This window comes from Marinobacter sp. LV10R510-11A, assembly GCF_900215155.1.
In the GTDB taxonomy this organism is placed as follows: Bacteria; Pseudomonadota; Gammaproteobacteria; order Pseudomonadales; family Oleiphilaceae; genus Marinobacter.
In genome coordinates, this window is sequence record NZ_LT907980.1 from 4013736 (window position 1) to 4033054 (window position 19319).

At 57.9% G+C, this 19319-nt stretch carries 19 protein-coding genes and 1 pseudogene; 17 read left to right on the forward strand and 3 right to left on the reverse strand.

Features of this window, described 5'->3' with window-relative positions; translation table 11 throughout:
- Positions 1-19 precede the first annotated feature (19 nt).
- From CPH80_RS19320 to CPH80_RS19400, 17 genes and pseudogenes are all read left to right on the forward strand, one after another.
- Positions 20-1018: a M23 family metallopeptidase gene (locus CPH80_RS19320; RefSeq protein ID WP_096280441.1), complete on the forward strand. Its 999-nt coding sequence runs from the start codon at positions 20-22 to the stop codon at positions 1016-1018.
- 115 nt (positions 1019-1133) lie between these two features.
- Entirely contained in the window at positions 1134-2006 is an 873-nt protein-coding gene (locus tag CPH80_RS22740) for a hypothetical protein (protein ID WP_227520260.1), read from the forward strand.
- A 66-nt stretch (positions 2007-2072) separates the two neighbouring features.
- Positions 2073-3807, forward strand: a pseudogene (locus CPH80_RS22745) (putative bifunctional diguanylate cyclase/phosphodiesterase).
- 226 nt (positions 3808-4033) lie between these two features.
- The gene (locus CPH80_RS19330; RefSeq protein ID WP_096280444.1) at positions 4034-4264 is read left to right on the forward strand and encodes a type II toxin-antitoxin system ParD family antitoxin; all 231 of its coding nucleotides are present in this window, start codon (positions 4034-4036) and stop codon (positions 4262-4264) included.
- 403 nt (positions 4265-4667) lie between these two features.
- Positions 4668-5966 carry an urea ABC transporter substrate-binding protein gene (urtA, locus tag CPH80_RS19340; protein WP_096280450.1) on the forward strand — a complete coding sequence of 433 codons (1299 nt, stop codon included), beginning with the start codon at positions 4668-4670 and terminating at the stop codon, positions 5964-5966.
- Between the two features lie 108 nt (positions 5967-6074).
- Complete coding sequence (gene urtB, locus CPH80_RS19345) at positions 6075-7679, forward strand: urea ABC transporter permease subunit UrtB (protein ID WP_096280453.1); 1605 nt, start codon at positions 6075-6077, stop codon at positions 7677-7679.
- 3 nt (positions 7680-7682) lie between these two features.
- On the forward strand, positions 7683-8807 hold the full coding sequence (gene urtC, locus CPH80_RS19350; RefSeq protein ID WP_096280456.1) for an urea ABC transporter permease subunit UrtC: 1125 nt from the start codon (positions 7683-7685) through the stop codon (positions 8805-8807).
- Positions 8804-9628, forward strand: coding sequence for an urea ABC transporter ATP-binding protein UrtD (gene urtD, locus CPH80_RS19355; protein WP_096280459.1), 825 nt, complete (start codon positions 8804-8806; stop codon positions 9626-9628). Before urtC ends, urtD begins: the two co-directional genes overlap by 4 nt.
- 17 nt (positions 9629-9645) lie before the next feature.
- Entirely contained in the window at positions 9646-10344 is a 699-nt protein-coding gene (gene urtE, locus CPH80_RS19360) for an urea ABC transporter ATP-binding subunit UrtE (RefSeq protein WP_096281807.1), read from the forward strand.
- Positions 10341-11246, forward strand: a complete 906-nt coding sequence (locus CPH80_RS19365) for an urease accessory protein UreD (protein WP_096280462.1) — start codon at positions 10341-10343, stop codon at positions 11244-11246. Before urtE ends, CPH80_RS19365 begins: the two co-directional genes overlap by 4 nt.
- A gap of 69 nt (positions 11247-11315) precedes the next feature.
- The gene (gene ureA / locus CPH80_RS19370; RefSeq protein ID WP_096280465.1) at positions 11316-11618 is read left to right on the forward strand and encodes an urease subunit gamma; all 303 of its coding nucleotides are present in this window, start codon (positions 11316-11318) and stop codon (positions 11616-11618) included.
- A 10-nt stretch (positions 11619-11628) separates the two neighbouring features.
- Positions 11629-11964: an urease subunit beta gene (locus CPH80_RS19375; RefSeq protein ID WP_096280468.1), complete on the forward strand. Its 336-nt coding sequence runs from the start codon at positions 11629-11631 to the stop codon at positions 11962-11964.
- On the forward strand, positions 11961-13664 hold the full coding sequence (ureC, locus tag CPH80_RS19380) for an urease subunit alpha (protein ID WP_096280470.1): 1704 nt from the start codon (positions 11961-11963) through the stop codon (positions 13662-13664). The genes CPH80_RS19375 and ureC overlap by 4 nt, the downstream gene beginning before the upstream one ends.
- Positions 13665-13684: 20 nt before the next feature.
- Positions 13685-14179 (forward strand): urease accessory protein UreE, encoded by a 495-nt coding sequence (ureE, locus tag CPH80_RS19385; RefSeq protein WP_096280473.1) that lies wholly within the window; start codon positions 13685-13687, stop codon positions 14177-14179.
- Positions 14157-14864 carry an urease accessory protein UreF gene (locus CPH80_RS19390; protein ID WP_096281809.1) on the forward strand — a complete coding sequence of 236 codons (708 nt, stop codon included), beginning with the start codon at positions 14157-14159 and terminating at the stop codon, positions 14862-14864. The genes ureE and CPH80_RS19390 overlap by 23 nt, the downstream gene beginning before the upstream one ends.
- 39 nt (positions 14865-14903) lie before the next feature.
- Complete coding sequence (gene ureG / locus CPH80_RS19395; protein WP_096280476.1) at positions 14904-15542, forward strand: urease accessory protein UreG; 639 nt, start codon at positions 14904-14906, stop codon at positions 15540-15542.
- Positions 15543-15570: 28 nt separating this feature from the next.
- Positions 15571-16158 carry a HupE/UreJ family protein gene (locus CPH80_RS19400; RefSeq protein ID WP_096280479.1) on the forward strand — a complete coding sequence of 196 codons (588 nt, stop codon included), beginning with the start codon at positions 15571-15573 and terminating at the stop codon, positions 16156-16158.
- Between the two features lie 84 nt (positions 16159-16242).
- Here the strand turns inward: CPH80_RS19400 and CPH80_RS19405 are convergent, their stop codons facing one another.
- The 3 genes from CPH80_RS19405 to CPH80_RS22755 all read right to left on the reverse strand — a co-directional run bounded on the left by CPH80_RS19405 (position 16243) and on the right by CPH80_RS22755 (position 19315).
- Complete coding sequence (locus tag CPH80_RS19405) at positions 16243-17739, reverse strand: type I restriction-modification system subunit M (RefSeq protein WP_096280482.1); 1497 nt, start codon at positions 17737-17739, stop codon at positions 16243-16245.
- A complete protein-coding gene (locus tag CPH80_RS19410) occupies positions 17736-18779 on the reverse strand; it encodes a virulence RhuM family protein (RefSeq protein ID WP_096280485.1) in 1044 nt (347 codons plus the stop codon). Before CPH80_RS19410 ends, CPH80_RS19405 begins: the two co-directional genes overlap by 4 nt.
- A gap of 191 nt (positions 18780-18970) precedes the next feature.
- Complete coding sequence (locus CPH80_RS22755) at positions 18971-19315, reverse strand: hypothetical protein (RefSeq protein ID WP_227520262.1); 345 nt, start codon at positions 19313-19315, stop codon at positions 18971-18973.
- Between the last annotated feature and the right edge of the window lie 4 nt (positions 19316-19319).

The following is a 19319-nucleotide window of genomic DNA, read 5'->3' on the forward strand; positions in this document are numbered from 1 at the left end:
AAAAGCCTGGCCGGCCCCGATGAAATCCAAGAAACGTCTCGTTCGACCTTGGCTACTTTTTGCCATGTTAATTCTGCTGGTCGTTCTTCTTGCTGTTCGCGATGACCTGCGACAGAGCGCGGCTGAAAGTAGCGAAAATGCATTACGTTACGTCGCGTTCGATATGTTGGGCTGGTCACCGAGGGATGTCTTTATCTGGCGTTTGCGATTGGCAGGGCTGGTCGACAGCCCTCTGGGGCAGCAATGGGCCGGCGCGGTTGCGCGGGCGAGTGAGCAGCCTTTACAAGTTGGCGATCAGTACCGCACCGCTGAAGCCTTTGCAGGTGATCAGGTTGAGGCGCATGTCTATCAGGTGGCGCTTGAGCGGGGAGAAAAGCTGATGTGGCAACTCTCTCGTTTGGATAGCTCCGGCAGTCAGTTATACGCCAGCCTAGAAGGGCGCAAAAGTGACAGCCAAGGGTGGTTAACTGTCGCGGAACTGGACGCAGATGGCTCAAACAATAGCCGGGTTGTGTCTCAATCTGGCGACTACCGCATTGTGCTCCAACCGGAGTTGTTTGCCAGCGTGAAGTATTCGTTGGCTACCGCCGTTGGCGGCTCACTGCCGTTTCCCGTAGTAGACGCGTCGCAGCGCGATATAGGTAGCAGGTCCGGCGCATCGCGCGACGGCGGCGCCCGAGAGCATCACGGCGTGGATATCTTTGCTAAAAGGGGAGCGCCGGTCAGGGCAGTAATCGATGGCAATGTCCGAATCGGCACAAGTGGCATTGGCGGCAACCACGTGTGGCTATCGGGCGGTATGCTGGGACTCGACGGTGCCCGATATTACTACGCCCACCTGGATTCATTCGCGATCGAAACCGGCGCCACGGTTAAAAGAGGCGAGATACTCGGATACGTGGGCAACACCGGTAACGCCAGAACCACGCCACCCCATCTCCACTTTGGGATTTACTCAGGCGGCCCGGTCGATCCGGCACCGTTTCTGAAACCGGAGCCGGTGTTGCTTGATCGCTGATCAAGCTCATGTGTCAAACCCTAACCGTTAGGCGTTTGTTGTAAAGTTGGCTATCTTAGGCCGGTGAACCGATAGAGTTGACGAATTCATCCCGGGTAAGGAAAGGAAGTATGCCATGTCAGGTATAAACTACCCTCACAAAGTTGCAGCCCTGGACTTGCACGGAATGTGCAGACGTATCGCCAGCCATATCGGCTGGGTGATCATCGCCATCGGCGCCGTTGTGTTGGTGTCATGGGTCTTCGATATCGAGGCTGGCAAACGCATACTGCCCACTTTCCAGTCAATGAAGTTCAACACGGCACTTTGCTTCATCGCTTGCGGCTTCATTCTGAAGCGTAAGGCGCCTGCTGCGGCTTCGGCCAGTGATCCGGTTGCGGCGCTTCTGGCTTTGTTCATACTCGTGGTGTCGGGTCTCACGCTTTTCGAATATGGGTCAGGTTGGCAGCTGGGCATCGATAATTTGGTGATTTTGGACACGGCGACGGCTCCAGAGGACTGGCCCGGGCGGATGTCGGGGGCTGCGGCGTTGTGTTTCACCATGATCGGTGCCGCGTGGCTGGCCATCGCGACGCCGTTACACCGCTCAACAATGATACTGCAAATCCTCGCCCTGGCAGTGATCATGATTAGCGGCGCGGCGCTGATCGGTTATGTGTTCGGCGTGCAGCAGTTTAGGCTGTCGGTTTTTTCCACCATGGCTCTGCACACGGCGGTGCTGTTCGTGCTCTGTGGTGCAGGCATGCTTTTCGTTCGGCCTGGCGACGGCTTGATGTACTCCGCCGCGAGTTCTTACATTGGTGGTCGCTCCCTGCGGCGCCTGTTGCCGTTCATTATTGTGACGCCGGTACTGGCGGGCTGGCTCAGCCCGGCAGGTCAGTTGGTAGGCAGGTCGGTAGAACATCTGATGCCTGATCGGTTTCGCAAGGGGCACACCGGCTTTCGCAGCGAGTACCAGCGCAGCCCAGAGCAGCGGATGATAGGGTAAGGTCGAGATTTGTTCGCCTTGCGTGAGGACGGCACGGAGTTCCGCGCCGAGATCGCTCTGAATCCCGTGCAGACAGCCGATGGTCGCTATGTCATGGCGGCGATCGTGGACATCACGGAGCGCGCGGAAGCCGAGTTGAAAATTCTGCGTCTCAACCGCATTCACAAAGTACTAAGCGGTATCAACACGCTGATCGTGCGTGCACAGACCCGTGACGCGCTTTGCGAGGAGGCGACGCGAATTACGGTGGAGGAAGGTGATCTGCCCGCCGCACTGGTCGTGGAGCGCGACAGGAAGTCAGGTCAGTGCAAGATCCTGCACGCGCACGCTGCCGACAAACGGCTTGAAGCTCGGCGATTGTCCGACTACGAGACGGATACCATCCGCGATTGCCTGAACAGCCATCACGTTGTCGTGCGCAACGATCTGGCGGAGCACCATGGCAACGTTGATTTGAGGGGCCTAGTCGATCTTGGGATACGGGCGCTGGTGGCTTTCCCATTGACGTCGCAGGACGAATCCCTGGAAGTGGCGTTGGTACTCTATCGGCGCGAGCCGTTTTCTTTTGATCAGGCCGAAATGAAGCTTCTGCATGAGGTTGCCGGCGATATCTCGTTTGCAATCGCTAATCTGGATAAGAGCCAGCGGCTGAAGTTCCTGACGCATTTCGACAGTGTCACGGATCTGCCAAATCGCCTGCTGCTGACGGATCGGCTGCAGCAGGCGATGTTCCTGGCCGACAGCTATCAGGGCATCGTCAGCATTGTGTATATGGACATCGACCGCTTCAAACAGGTTAACAACAGCCTTGGGCACAGCGGCGGTGATGACGTGCTCCGACAGGTGGCGAAGCGGATCAGCTCATGTGTGGGCAAGGCCGATACGGTATCCCGCTGGGGGGGCGACGAATTCATTGTGCTGCGTCCTGGCCAGAGTGCAGCGAACGCTGCCGAAATCGCTAACTGTATAGCCGGCGAACTGCACTCGTTGATTGTGTTGGACGACGGCCAGGAGCTGTTCGTCTCGTGCAGCATGGGCATCGCAGAGTACCCGCGCAACGGCAGGGACATGGATGTAATGATCAACAGCGCCAGAAGCGCTATGGCCGCCATTAAGGAACATGGGGGCAATGATTACCGGCATTTCGTTTCGCGAATCGACGGGGATGCTGATGATGGACTGGCTCTGGAAACATCATTGAGACATGCGCTGGGGCAGGGGCAGCTCCAGTTGTATTATCAGCACCAGGTCGACATCGCGACTCGTCAGGTTGTAGGGCTGGAGGCCCTCCTGCGCTGGCATCATCCCACGCAGGACATGATTGCTCCGGATCGTTTCATTCCCTTGGCCGAAAAGACCGGATTAATTATACCTATCGGCGAATGGGTGCTGCGCGAGGCCGGCCGACCTGGAACTGGAGATCACTGAAAGCGCCCTGATTTACGACGTTGAATCGGCCATTGTCACGATGGTGGAGCTGAACGATTTGGGCGTGAATATTTCACTGGACGACTTTGGCACCGGCTATTCCAGCTTGAGCTACCTGAAGCGCTTCCCGATAGACACGCTCAAAATCGACAAATCCTTCATCGCAGAAGTGACCACAGACCCGGGCAGTAAGGCGATCGTTAACACCATCATCGCCATGGCTCATAGCCTGGGGCTTAAGGTTATCGCTGAAGGCGTGGAAACCGAAGAGCAACTAACCATGCTGCACGAGCGCGGCTGCGACCAGGCCCAAGGCTTTCTGCTTGCCCGGCCGTTGCCTTATCAAGAGGCTATGGATGCGGCGCGGCTTTGATCGCCTCGCATCCTCTCTCCTTCCCTCCAGCCAGACTGCACCATAACTGAGAGCCCCGCTTTCGGCTGCCCGCACACCGACATCGCTTCTTCATGACTGAATACGGTAAGCCAAGTGGCGGCTGCCCACCGGACACGCTAGTCGGGCGCCAATAAGTGGTGCATTGATTCGGTGCAAGTAAATGGTATGATATTGTCATACTTTATCTGTGTTAGGAGCACCAGCTATGAGCATGCACCGGAAAACTATTACGCTGACTGAGCAACAGGACGGTTGGGTGAAAGGTCAGATTGAAAGCGGTCAGTTCGGCAATGATAGTGAGTATATCCGCCATCTCATCCGGCGAGACCAGCAAGCCCAAGTACGTCTTGCCACGCTTAGGCAAGCCCTTTCTGAGGGTGAATCAAGCGGAACACCTAAGCCGTTTGATATATCGGCTATCAAGACTTCCATCTAGGCCCCGTTCCGTTGTCGCCCAATAAATAGCTCCAGTTCGTTCCGGGCCTGGTGGGCCCTCCACCGGGCAGCCTTCTCGCCGCTTCGCTCTGCCAAGGCTGCCGCTGAACAAAAGGTTAAAGGCCTTACTCCGGTGTTCATTGGTTTGGTGTTTAGCCGGGGCTTCAGTGTGTGGCCGCAGCCTGAAAACACCTTCCAGCCATATTGCACCATAACTGAGCGCACCGCTTTCGGTTGCACGTTTTTGGCCCCGATGCTGTGCGGCATAAGTCGCGCAGTGCTTCCCTTTTCGAAAGTAACTGCCTGAAATATAAAGGAGTTTTTTGAGTCTGGAACGGCTCATGCAGTAGAGGTTTGCGTTACTGACGAACTGCGCAATCCACTAGAATGCAAAGGATGACGAAATGAGCATCAAAAAACACCTTAAGCTGAGCCTCTCCGCCCTGGCACTTTCCATCTCTTTTAACGCCGTTGCCGCTGAAGATCCTATCAAGGTCGGTATCCTGCACTCCCTCTCCGGCACCATGGCGATCAGTGAATCCACCCTGAAAGACACCATGCTGATGCTGATCGAAAAGCAGAACAAAGCCGGCGGTGTGCTGGGTCGTCAGCTTGAACCGGTGGTTGTGGACCCCGCCTCCAACTGGCCGCTGTTCGCCGAAAAAGCCCGTGAGCTGCTGGCTAAAGAAAAAGTGGACGTGATCTTCGGTAACTGGACCTCGGTTTCCCGTAAATCCGTACTGCCGGTGATAGAAGAGCTGAATGGCCTTTTGTTTTACCCGGTTCAGTACGAGGGTGAGGAATCCTCCGAGAACGTGTTCTACACCGGTGCAGCGCCCAACCAGCAGGCCATTCCGGCGGTTGACTACCTGATGAACGACATCGGCGTTGAGCGCTGGGTTCTGGCAGGTACCGACTACGTTTACCCGCGCACCACCAACAAGATCCTCGAGACCTATCTCAAGGATAAGGGCGTGGCCGCTGAAGACATCATGATCAACTACACGCCGTTTGGTCATTCCAACTGGCAGGCCATCGTTTCCGATATCAAGGCATTTGGAAGCGCCGGTAAAAAGACCGCCGTGGTTTCAACCATCAACGGCGATGCCAACGTTCCGTTTTACCGCGAACTGGGCAACCAAGGTGTCGACGCCGCCGACATTCCGGTGGTCGCCTTCTCCGTGGGCGAGCAGGAATTGTCTGGCATAGACACGGGCCCTCTGGTGGGACATCTGGCGGCCTGGAACTACTTCATGAGCGTGGAAAGTGACGCCAACTACGATTTCATCGATGCCTGGGCTGCCTATTCCGGTAACGAAGACGCCGTCACCAACGACCCCATGGAAGCACACTACATCGGCTTCAATATGTACATTGAAGCGGTTAAGAAAGCTGGAACGGCTGACGTAGACGCCGTGAAAGACGCCATCATCGGCGTATCCGTTCCCAACCTCACCGGTGGTTACGCCACCATGATGCCGAACCACCACATCACAAAGCCCGTGCTGATTGGCGAGATTCAGGACAACGGTCAGTTTTCCGTAGTCTGGGAAACGCCGTCTACCGTGGCGGGTGACGCCTGGTCTGACTTCCTGCCGGGTTCCAAAGACCTGATCAGTGACTGGCGCAAGCCGCTGTTCTGCGGAAACTTCAACGTGGTTTCCGGCACCTGCGGTGGTAAGGCGAAAGTCGCTGCTGAGTAACGTTTCAAACGGTTAGCACCGTTTTGCGGGCGGGGGCTTTTTCCTCGTCCGCTTTTTTAACACAGCATTTCTCGTTTAACCGCTTATTCACCAGGACAGGACGCAACCATGGGCATCTCTCGACTGCTCAGCCATCTGCTGTTCGCCTTCATTATACTTTGTCCCGGCCTTTCGCAGGCACAGGTAGAAGATTCGGAAGCGCAGCAACTGCTTACCGCACTGGCGGAATCCTCATTCGCGGAAACGAAAGAGGTGGTCAACCAGATCGCCGGCAGCGGCGATGAGCGCGCCCGAGGCTGGCTCGAATCCTACGCCAGCAACAAGCTGGGCCGCATTGAATCCAGCGGCCAATTCATCATAGTGCTGGAAAACCGGGGCCGGGACTGGACCGTTGAAAGCGCACTTACCGGCGAAAACCTCGGTGAAATGTCCCGCCGCGATATCGATACCCTTCGCGTCAACAACGCTCTGCGTAATGAGCTGGAAAGCATCCTATCGGTGATTGATCTGAAGAGTCCTGATGAGGACAACCGTTTATCCGCCGCCCGTGCCCTCAAAGGCAGCGTGGACGGCACTCTGGCTGAGCGCATCCCTGAGCTGATTGAAACCGAAGAGAGTACGTCGGTTCAGGCGGCACTCACCGAAGCCCTGGCCATCTATAAAGTGGAAGAGCAGGGCAATGTCGCTGCCGTGGCAACCCTCTCCGGCAGCCTCAACTCACAAGCCCGCGCTGCCCTGCAACAAGCTATGCGCAGCGACGATGCTGCGCTGGTAGCTGCAGCCACCGAGGCCATGGCCAGTATCGAACAGAAACTGACACTGAACCGTGCCGCCGAGACCCTGTATTTTGGATTGTCTCTTGGGTCGGTACTGGTGCTGGCCGCCATTGGCCTTGCCATCACCTTCGGCGTGATGGGCGTCATCAACATGGCCCACGGCGAACTTATGATGCTGGGTGCCTACACCACCTGGGGCATGCAGCAATTGCTCCCGGGCCAGCCCGGCCTGGCGCTGATCCTGTCCATCCCTGCCGGTTTTCTGGTGGCGGCACTGGCGGGTATCGCGATAGAGCGCACTGTGATCCAGCACCTGAAGGGCCGCCCGCTGGAAACCCTGCTGGCGACCTTTGGTGTCAGCCTGATCCTGCAGCAATTTGTGCGCACGGTTATTTCACCGCTCAATCGCACCGTGATAACGCCGGACTGGATGAGCGGCTCGGTGATGATCAACGAAGCGCTGTCGTTAACACTTAACCGCCTGTACGTGATCGGCTTTGCGCTGGTGGTGTTCGCGGGCCTGATGCTGATCATGCGCAAGACTCGTCTAGGCCTGGAAGTACGCGCAGTCACCCAGAACCGGGCCATGGCCCGCTCCATGGGTATCAAGGCTACGAGAGTGGACATCCTCACCTTCGCTCTTGGTTCCGGCGTGGCCGGCCTGGCCGGTGTTGCACTCTCCCAGATCACCAACGTTGGCCCCAATCTGGGCCAGAGCTACATCATCGACTCCTTCATGGTGGTGGTGTTCGGCGGCGTGGGTAACCTCTGGGGCACCCTGCTGGCGGGTATGACGCTGGGCACTATCAACCAGCTTCTGGAACCCTGGGTCGGCGCAGTACTCGCCAAAATCATGGTGCTGGTTTTCATCATCCTGTTCATTCAGAAACGCCCCCGGGGACTCTTTCCCCAGAAGGGCCGTGCGGCGGAGGGTTAAGGTATGTGGTTAACAAGACCCTTGCAGGAACGTTCCACTCGAATTTTCCTGGGTGTGCTCTTCGCCTCCCTGGTGATTGTCAGTGTGCTACATGTGTTCATGCCGCAGGACAGCGCCCTGTATGTAAGCTCCTACACCATCACGCTGCTGGGCAAGTACCTGTGTTACGCGCTGCTGGCGGTGGCGGTGGATCTGGTGTGGGGCTACCTCGGTATCCTCAGCCTGGGCCACGGCGCCTTCTTCGCTTTGGGTGGCTACGCCATGGGCATGTACCTGATGCGCCAGATTGGTGATCGCGGCATTTACGGCGACCCGATGCTGCCGGACTTCATGGTGTTCCTGAACTGGCAGGAGCTGCCCTGGTACTGGCTCGGCTTCGACATGGCCTGGTTTGCCTTCATCATGGTGCTGCTGGCGCCAGGCATCCTGGCTCTGGTGTTTGGCTTCCTGGCCTTTCGCTCACGGGTGACCGGGGTCTACCTCTCCATCATCACTCAGGCGCTGACCTTCGCACTGATGCTGGCCTTCTTCCGCAACGAGATGGGTTTTGGCGGCAATAACGGACTGACCGACTTCAAGGACATCCTCGGCTTTGATCTGCGCACCGATGCCACCCGGCTTGGCCTGTTCATCGCCACCGGCATTGCCTTGGCCATTGGCTACCTGATCTGCCGCGGCATTGTTACCAGCAAGCTCGGCCGTGTGAGTATTGCCTGCCGGGATGCCGAGGCGCGCACACGGTTCCTCGGTTACCGGGTAGAGCGGGTGCAGCTCTTTGTGTTTGTGGTCTCCGCCATGCTGGCCGGTGTGGCGGGTGCGCTCTATGTGCCTCAAGTAGGCATCATCAACCCCAGCGAATTCTCGCCGCTGTTCTCCATCGAGGTGGTGGTTTGGGTGGCACTCGGTGGCCGCGCTACGCTATACGGCGCCGTCATTGGTGCAATATTGGTGAATTATGGCAAAACAGTGTTCACCGGCATCATGCCGGACGCCTGGTTGTTTGCGCTCGGCGGGTTGTTTGTTCTGGTGACCGTGTTTCTGCCCAAAGGCATCGCCGGCCTGCTGTTCAAGCCGAAGAAAGCCAAGGACGCCGGTAACACCCTTCCAGAACAGGAGGCTACCGCATGAGCCTTCTTCAGGAACTGACCAATCGGGATAAGGTATTTGAATTTCTCGCGCCGGCACAGTCCCCCGTGGATGTGCGGCACGGCCCCATTCTTTACCTGGAAGACGTGAACGTCAGTTTTGACGGCTTCAGGGCCATCAACAATCTCAACCTCACCATCGACGACGGCGAACTGCGCTGCATCATCGGCCCTAACGGTGCAGGCAAAACCACCATGATGGACATAATCACCGGAAAAACCCGACCGGATACCGGCTCGGTGTGGTTTGGCAGCCGTCACAACCTGCTCACCCTGAGCGAGCCAGACATCGCTTCTCTCGGTATTGGTCGCAAGTTCCAGAAGCCCACGGTATTTGAAGCGCTGACGGTATTTGAAAATCTCGAGCTGGCCATGGCCACAGACAAGCGGGTGTTTCCCACGCTCACCGCCCAGATGAAACCCGAATACCGGGATCGCATCGATGAAGTGCTGGAAATGATCGGCCTCAAGCAGCTGCGCCAAGCCCTGGCCGGCATCCTCTCCCACGGCCAGAAGCAGTGGCTGGAGATCGGCATGCTGTTGATGCAGAAGCCGCGCCTGCTGCTGGTGGATGAGCCGGTCGCCGGCATGACCGAACAGGAAATGGAACGCACCGCCGAACTGCTCACCAGCCTGGCCGGCAAACAATCGGTGGTGGTGGTGGAGCACGACATGGGTTTTGTGCGCTCCATCGCCCGCAAAGTCACCGTTCTGCACCAGGGCAGTGTGCTGGCGGAAGGCTCCATGGACCAGGTCTCCAACGACCCGGAAGTGATCAAGGTGTATCTCGGGGAGGAAGCCTGATGCCAATGGAAAGCCTGATGCTCAAGATCAACAAGCTCAACCAGTATTACGGCGAAAGCCACACCCTCTGGGATCTGGAGCTGGACGTACCCCAGGGCCAGTGCACCTGCGTGATGGGGCGAAACGGCGTGGGCAAGACCACTCTGATGAAATGCATTATGGGCGAGGAAAGCGTGAAAAGCGGCTCCCTCGCGTTCGCCAAGGGCGTGGAGCTCACCAAAAAGAAAATAGAAGACCGCGCACGCCTCGGCATAGGTTACGTGCCCCAGGGTCGGCAGATCTTCCCGCTGCTGACCGTGGAAGAAAACCTCCGCACCGGCCTGGCCGTGCGCAAAGACGGCAGCAAGGTAATCCCCGCACGGGTGTACGAATTGTTCCCGGTGCTGAAAGAAATGCGCCACCGCCGGGGCGGCGACCTTTCCGGCGGCCAGCAACAGCAGCTCACCATTGGCCGGGCGCTGGTGATTGAACCCCGCCTGCTGATTCTGGATGAGCCGGGTGAGGGCATTCAGCCCAACATCGTCGCCCAGATTGGTGAGGTTATCCGCAAGCTGATTGAGGAAGACGGCCTTACCGTGTTGCTGGTCGAGCAAAAGCTGCCGTTTGCCCGAAAATACGCCGACCGCTTCGCCATTCTGGATCGGGGCCGTCGCGTGGCCGAAGGCGAAATCGCCGGCCTGACCGATGAACTGATCAAGAAGCACCTGACGGTATGACGGTTTTCCATCAGCCAAGCCAGGATTCTGGCCACCGCTTCGATTCGGAGCGGCGCTGGGCGGCCAGCTTGTCTCTGCGCTTTGAAGCAAGAGATGAAGCAAGACTCGAAGGCAAGGAGAAGCCTGTTTCCCGCCTGGTGCGCCGAAAACACCATGGCCCGTTAAGGGTTCAGCGGCCGTTCTACCCGGAAGGGCGACATGGCTGCTGCCACGTTTACCTGTTGCATCCGCCCGGTGGGCTGGTCAGCGGTGACGAGCTTCGCATCGAGGCCAGCGTCGGTGAGGGTGCCCACGTGCTGCTAACCACGCCGGCGGCTGCCAAGCTCTATAAAGCCGACAGCCACGGCGTTGCCTGGGGGCAGCACACCCGTTTGCAGGTGGCAAAAAACGGCATCCTTGAATACCTGCCCCAGGAAACCCTCGCGTTTGACGGCTCCCGAGGCGAGCAGACCACCACCATCGAACTGGAAACCGGTGCCAAATGCATCGGCTGGGAAATCCTCGCCCTCGGCCGCCCGGCCAGCAAGCTGCCGTTCGTCTCCGGCCACCTGGAACAGCGCTTTCGATTGCTGATGGATGGTCGCCCGTTATGGCTCGAACGCCAGCTGATGGACCCCACACATCCCCGATTCAAAGGCCACTGGGGGCAGGGCGGCGCCACCGTGCAGGCCACCCTGTGGGTTGTTGGGCTGGAAGACGAAGCCGCCGCCATCGAAGAGCTCAGGGAAACCCTGCCCGCCAACCACCGCTGGGCCGTTACCCGTCGCCGTGGCGTGGTGCTGCTGCGTTATTTGGGGCAGGAAAGAAACGAAGCCTGGGCGTTATGCCAGCAAGCCTGGGAACTGCTCAGGCCAAGACTCACCGGCCAGCAGGCCAGCGTTCCCCGAATCTGGCTGACCTGAGCACGCTTACCCGAACACCCTTACCCGCAAACTGCGCGAATAGCAGATTGATAAACGGAGTGACAGACCATGGAATTGACGCCCAGAGACAAAGACAAACTGATGCTGTTCACCGCCGGTCTGCTGGCCGAACGCCGCAAAGCCCGTGGTCTGAAACTGAACTACCCCGAAGCCATCGCCCTGATCAGCGCTGAAATCATGGAAGGCGCCAGAGCCGGCCAATCCGTCGCGGAGCTGATGAGCAGCGGAGCAGAGATTCTGACCCGGGCCGACGTGATGGACGGCATCGCCAACATGATCCCGGAAGTGCAGGTAGAAGCCACCTTCCCGGACGGCACCAAACTCGTCACCGTTCACAACCCGATTGTATGAGGACCTCGCCATGATTCCCGGAGAGTACAAGCTCAAAGACGGCGACATCGAACTCTGCGAAGGCCGCGAACGCATCACCATCGACGTCGCTAACACTGGCGATCGCCCGGTTCAGATCGGCTCCCACTATCACTTCGCCGAGGCGAATCCCGTTCTGATTTTCGATCGGGTTAAAGTAAAAGGCTACCGGCTGGACGTAGCCGCTGGCACGGCCATTCGTTTCGAGCCGGGCCAGTCGCGGCAGGTCACCCTGATTCCCTTTGCCGGCCACCGCGAGATCTACGGTTTCCGGGGCGACGTTATGGGCAAACTCGACGTGGTGGGCAAACGGGAGGGCCAGAAATGAAAATCACAAGGCAGGCTTACGCCGACATGTACGGCCCCACCGTGGGTGATCGCGTGCGGCTGGGCGATACCGAACTCTGGATTGAGGTCGAAAAAGACCACACCCACTACGGCGACGAAGTAAAATTCGGCGGCGGCAAAGTCATCCGCGATGGCATGGGCCAAAGCCAGCGCGCCGACGACACCGTGATGGACACCGTTATCACCAACGCCCTGATTCTCGATTGGTGGGGCATCGTAAAAGCCGACGTTGGCCTCCAGAACGGCCGCATCGCCGCCATCGGCAAAGCTGGCAACCCCGACACCCAGCCAGATGTAACCATCGTTATCGGCCCCGGCACCGAAATCATCGCCGGCGAAGGCAAAATCCTTACCGCCGGTGGCATCGACTCCCACATCCACTTCATCTGCCCGCAGCAGATTGAAGAAGCCCTCATGAGCGGCATTACCACCATGCTCGGCGGCGGCACCGGCCCGGCCACCGGCACCAACGCCACCACCTGCACACCCGGTGCCTGGCACATGGGCAAAATGCTCCAGGCCGTCGACAGCCAGCCCATGAACATCGGCTTTCTGGGCAAAGGCAACGCCAGCCTGCCCGAAGCCCTGGAACTGCAAATAAAAGCCGGCGCCATCGGCCTGAAACTGCACGAAGACTGGGGCACCACCCCGGCCAGCATCGACAACTGCCTGACGGTGGCGGACAAATACGACGTACAGGTGGCCATCCACACCGACACCCTGAACGAATCCGGGTTTGTGGAAGATACCCTGGCCGCGTTCAAAGAACGCTGCATCCACACCTACCACACCGAAGGTGCCGGAGGCGGCCACGCGCCGGACATCATCACCGCCTGCTCCAAACCCTACGTGCTGCCGTCGTCTACCAACCCCACGCGGCCCTACACCGTGAACACCATCGACGAACACCTCGACATGCTGATGGTGTGCCACCACCTGGACCCGAATATCCCCGAAGACGTCGCCTTCGCCGATTCACGCATTCGTCGCGAGACCATCGCCGCGGAAGACATCCTGCACGACATGGGCGTTATCTCGATGATCGTCTCTGATTCCCAGGCCATGGGCCGGGTGGGCGAAGTGGTGTGCCGCACCTGGCAAACCGCCCACAAGATGAAAGTTCAGCGCGGCCTGCTGCCGGAAGACGAAAGCCTGGGCGCCGACAACTTCCGCGCCAAACGCTACATCGCCAAGTACACCATCAACCCCGCCATCACCCACGGCATTGGCCACGAAGTGGGCTCGGTAGAAGTGGGCAAGCTGGCGGACCTGGTGCTTTGGAACCCAGCGTTTTTCGGCGTAAAGCCGGCCCTTATCGTGAAAGGCGGCATGATTGCAGCCGCGCCCATGGGTGACCCTAACGCTTCTATCCCCACGCCCCAGCCCGTGCACTACCGCCTGATGTTTGGCGCTTTCGGCAAAGCGGCCAGCGCCACGCGCCTGACGTTCGTCAGCCAGGCTGCGTTAGATGCCGGCGTTGGCAAAGCACTGGGCCTGGACAGCCCGCTGGCGGCCTGCAAAAACGTGCGGCAGGTGCGTAAAGCCGACATGAAACTGAACGACGCCTGCCCGCACATCACCGTAGACCCGCAAACCTACGAAGTGTACGCAGACGGCGAACTGCTCACCTGCGAGCCGGCCTCTGAATTGCCGCTGGCTCAGCGCTACCACCTGTTCTGAGCCGAAACCCGGAGAATTTTATGTTGGAACTAACTAAACGCATCGCCAACGCGGAAGCCGCCGAAATCTACGATAACCTCACCCTGCCTTACGAGCTGCGCATGCGAGGCCGGTTGCGAACCACCACAGAAACCAGCCAGGACGTTGGGCTGTTTCTGGATCGTGGCCCGGTACTGCGTGATGGCGACCTGCTGCAAGCTCGATCCGGCGAAGTTATTCGCATTCGCGCCGCCGAGGAGCCGGTGGTTACCGCACGCCTTGCCGCTGGCCTGCCGCTGGCTCGCCTGTGCTACCACCTGGGCAATCGCCACGTGTCCCTCGCCATTGGCGAGGACGATCAGGGCGGCTGGATTCGCTTTCCACCAGACCATGTACTGGAAGAGCTGGCAGAACGCCTGGGTGCCACTCTTGTGCACCACAGCGCCAAGTTCGACCCCGAGCCAGGCGCTTACTCCAAGGCCGGGCAGCCCGATAACCACCATGGGCACAACCATGATCATGCTCACAGCCACTGACAGCCAACTAAGCGCAGCCAACGACCTGGCATTGCTGGGCCTGATGCAATTGGTGAGCCCGGCGCTGCCCATCGGCGCCTTTGCCTGGTCCCAAGGGCTGGAAAGCGCCTTTGAGCTCGGTTGGGTAGATAGCGAAACGGACTTGCAGCAATGGCTGGAGGGCGTTCTGGAAGATGGCCTGAGCCGTTGCGAACTGCCCCTGCTGATGCGCTTGCAAACGGCCTGGGCCGCCGATGATGCGGAGGCGATTGCACAGTGGAACAACTGGCTGCACGCCACCCGGGAAACCGCCGAACTGAGCGACGAAGACACCCGCCTTGGCGCTGCTCTGGTAACCCTGCTGCGCAACCTGGGCCTGCTGCCGGATGCCAGCCTGATCCCGCACGAACCCGGTTACATCACCATGTTCGCCTGGGTGGCGCACCACCGGAAGGTGCCCGAGCGCCAGACCTTACTCGGCTTCGCCTGGGCCTGGCTGGAAAACCAGCTGGCGGCTGCCTGCAAGGCGCTGCCTCTTGGCCATACCGCCGCCCAACGCATCACCGAACACATGCGCCCGTTATTGGTAACCGCTGTAGAGACAGCTCTTCAGCGGGACGACGAGGAACTTGGCCCGATCCTGCCCGGCCTGGCCCTCGGCAGCGCCTTACACGAAACCCAGTATTCACGGCTTTTCAGAAGCTGAAGAACAAACGCTGATTACAAGAGAAACGGAGAACACGCCATGAAACATTGTTTGAGAGTTGGAGTGGGTGGCCCGGTTGGCTCCGGCAAAACCGCCCTGTTGCGCCAGCTGTGCAGTGCCCTGAAAGACCACTACGACATCGCCGTGGTCACCAACGACATCTACACAAGAGAGGACGCCGACTTCCTGCTGAAGCACGACGCCCTGCCGGCCGACCGCATCCTCGGCGTGGAAACCGGCGGCTGCCCGCACACCGCCATCCGGGAAGATGCCTCCATGAACCTGGCAGCCATCGACGACCTGCAAAGCCGACACCCCAACCTGGAACTGGTGATGGTGGAATCCGGCGGCGACAACCTATCGGCCACCTTCAGCCCGGAACTGTCTGACCTCACCCTGTACGTGATCGACGTATCCGCAGGCGACAAAATTCCCCGCAAAGGCGGCCCCGGCATCACCAAATCCGACCTGCTGATCATCAACAAGATCGACATCGCCGAATACGTCCACGCCTCGCTGGGCGTGATGGAGCGGGACTCCAAAATGATGCGGGGCGAACGGCCGTTTGTGTTTGCCAACCTTTACGACGGGGTAGGGCTGGAGACCATTATCAGCTTTATTTTGGAAAGGGGCATGTTGCCCGAAAGACGCCCGAACAAAGTCGCCGAAATCGCTTGAGACAAACTTAAGACAAAGGAGAACGACCATGACAAAACTCACACGACTACTGATGGCCACCGGCCTGATGGTTACCGCCACAGCCGCCTCCGCCCACGCAGGCCACGACGCAGGCCACGACGCAGGCACCGGCTTCACCAGCGGCCTGTTACACCCCATGCTGGGCCTAGACCATTTACTGGCCATGGTTGCCATCGGCTTCTGGAGCGTGCGCCAGAGCGCCACCCTGAAAAACAGCACACCGCTGTTCGTCATCGGCGGCATGATCCTCGGTGCCGGTATCGCCTGGGGTGGCCTGAGCCTGCCCGGCGTGGAAACCGGTATTGCACTCTCGGTGCTGCTGGCGGGTATTCTGATTGCCACCATGGCCAAGCTGCCGACCGCAGTGGGTGGCTCACTGGTTGCGGCGTTTATGGTGTTTCATGGTTTTGCCCATGGGGCTGAGATGCCGGCAGGAGCGACGTTGGTGGCTTACTTTGCTGGGTTCTCCGTTGCGACGCTGGCGCTTACCTTTGCTGGATGTGGGTTTGGGGCATTGTTGCTGAAATCCGACAGCCGGATCACCCGCGCCATTGGCGCTGTGTTGGTAGGCGCGGGCGTAATGTTCGCTGGGTAAACCGGGCGGTTTGTGACCGTGAGATGGTTACAATCGTTGCTTTTAACTTCTTCCCTGGATGGGGGCTTGGTTGTTGTGTTCATATCAAGCCTTCTCTCCCAGCCCTGCCAAAACCTCCCGAAAACTATTCAGCCCGGCCTCCAGATTCTCAATGATTTCTTCAGCCAGTTCGTCCGGCTCTGGCAGGTTGTCCAGGTCGGTCAGGCTTTTGTCTTTTAGCCAGAACACATCCAGGCTGGTTTTGTCGCGGGCAACCAGTTCCTCGTAACTGTACTTGCGCCAACGGCCATCAGGGTTGGTGTCTGGATGCCAGGTTTCAGCGCGTTTCTGCCGGTTCGCCGGATTGTAACAGGCGATAAAGTCGACCATATCCTCGTAGCGCAGGGGCTTTTTCTTCAGCGTGTGATGCACATTGGTGCGGTAATCGTAAAACCAGACCTCTTTCGTCCAAGGGCTTGGGCTGGCCGTCTGGTTATCAAAAAACAGAATGTTTGCCTTCACGCCTTGGGCGTAAAAGATTCCGGTGGGCAGGCGTAAAATGGTGTGCAGGTCAGTATTCTCCAGCAGCTTCCTGCGGATGGTTTCACCGGCACCGCCTTCAAACAGCACGTTATCCGGTACTACCACTGCGGCCTTGCCGGTGGTTTTCAGCATGCTCCGGATATGCTGTACAAAGTTGAGCTGCTTGTTCGAAGTAGTGGCCCAGAAATCCTGGCGGTTGTAGGTCAGGTCATCGGTTTCCTGTTCGCCTTCCTCATTGGTAAAGCTCATGGAGCTTTTCTTGCCGAAGGGCGGGTTGGCCAGCACATAGTCGAAACTTCGAGGGCTAGCGGCCACCAGGGCGTCGTTAGGCGACACCAGGCTATCACCGTCAATCTCTCCAATGTTGTGCAGGAACATGTTCATCAGGCACATGCGGCGAGTGTTGGCGACAATCTCGTTGCCGAAGAAGGTGTCATGCTTGATAAAGCTCTTCTGCGCCTTGTCCAGCTGGTAATTCTGTGGGTCGGTCAGAAAATCGTATGCTGCAAGAAAAAATCCACCCGTGCCACAGGCCGGGTCGGCGATAGTCTTGCTTGGCTCTGGGCGTAAACAGTCCACCATCGCCCGGATCAAAGCGCGCGGGGTGAAGTATTGGCCAGCACCCGACTTGGTATCTTCGGCATTTTTTTCCAGCAGACCCTCGTAGATATCGCCCTTGACGTCCGCACCCATGACCACCCACTGGGTGCTGTCGACCATATCAATCAGGCGATAGAGTTTGGCTGGGTCCTGGATCTTGTTCTGCGCCTTGGTAAAAATTTGGCCGAGCATTCCCTTTTGGGTACCCAGTGCCCGTAGCAGCTCCACGTAGAGCACTTCAAGCTCCGCACCCTTTTTGGTTTTCAGCGTATGCCAGCGGTACTGTTCCGGAATGCCGACATCACGGTTGTAAGGTGGCTTGGCGTACTCATCTGCCATCTTCAGGAAGATCAGGTAAGTCAGCTGTTCCAGATAATCTCCATAGCCAACGCCGTCGTCACGCAGAGTGGTGCAGAAACTCCATACTTTGGAAATAATCGGGGCACTTGCCGGGCTCATTCAGCTGAATCCTTATCGGTTAAGTCGTTATCTGCCGTGTTATCGCTGTTTTTGATCAGCTTATCGAAGTCGCTCTCGAACAAGCGGTCCTGGATGATACGGTACTTTTCGAATTCACTTTCGGCGTATTGGCGGGCCAACGCGGCGCTGATGCTGCCGTTGTCCTGCAGAATATCGCGTTCATCAAACTGTAAAAAGGCATCCATGCGTTTCGCCCAATCTTCCATCGTCATCGGAATTTTACGCTTGGCGCGGTCTTCCGCCAGCTCAAGGTAGGCGTTCACGATTCTGCCCAGGGAATCTAGCTCATCCTTGCTCAGATAATTTTTCGCCGTACTCACATCGGTCTTGAGAATCTTGCCCTCAGGCGCCTTGGTCCAACTGGTCAGCCCCATATTCGGCTTGCTGCTGTCGGCACGCAGCTTTACCAGTTCGGCCGCGGTATGGCCATGGATGGCGTAATGCAGTTTGTTCTGCACCTTGGCAAAGAAGGTCTTAGTGGTTGGCGCCTCACCGTTGTAATCCAAACTGGTGGCATAGATGTCGGTGATTTTCTGATAGAAGCGCCGCTCCGAAAGCCGGATTTCACGGATTTCTTCCAGCAAACGCTCAAAGTAATCCTCACCCAGAAAGCTGCCGTTTTCCATGCGCTCACGGTCAATCACATAGCCCTTGATCGAAAATTCATGCAGCACCCTAGTGGCCCATTGGCGGAACTGGGTGGCTCGTAGGGAGTTGACGCGGTAGCCGACAGAGATGATGGCATCGAGGCTGTAGTGTTGGGTGTTGTAGTTTTTCCCATCTGCGGCAGTTGTCCGGAATTTCCGGATAACTGAACGCTCATCCAATTCATTGGATTTAAATATGTTTCTTAGGTGCTCATTGATAGTGCGGACATCAACGCCAAACAATTCAGCAATCAGCTTCTGTGTCAGCCAGATGGACTCATCTTCATACCGTGCCTCAATGCTTTGCTCACCAGCCTGGCCGGTGAAGATTAAAAACTCGGCGGTGCTGTTGCGGATGAGTTTGTTGCTCATGGGTGTCTCCTTGCGGCGCGCCACTTGGCATAACGGTTAGCCGAAGAATAACAAAACACTGTATATGTGAACAGCATTAAGCTGACTTGTTCAGGGGGATCTCCCTCAAGTATTGGTCAAGCACTGGTCAAGCAAATCCAGATTAGGCTCACCAGGGCACATAGCACATGACTTTGTTGAATGGCGCTTCCCTAGACGGCTTCTGTCCATCCCTTCGTTTCTAATACCCGGGCAGCCAAATCAATCTGACGCTCTGAGAACTGATGTTTGCGATCGTTCCAGTCATACACCTGGCGGATGGCCTGTTCCCGAGTAGAAGCTGACTCCTTGTTGATGACCCAGTGCACAGTGGATAGCAGCCCCAGACCAAAGGGCGATTCAAAGCCCTCAACCAGCTGCGCCACTTTATCAAACCGCGACAGGGTGTCCGGGTGTTGCAGGAGAAAACGGCTGGCATTGTTCTCCGCATACGGGCCATAGCCCGCTTTTTGATATTTTAGCCGCAGTGGCTCGCCTGCCTCTTGCATGAAGTACATCAGC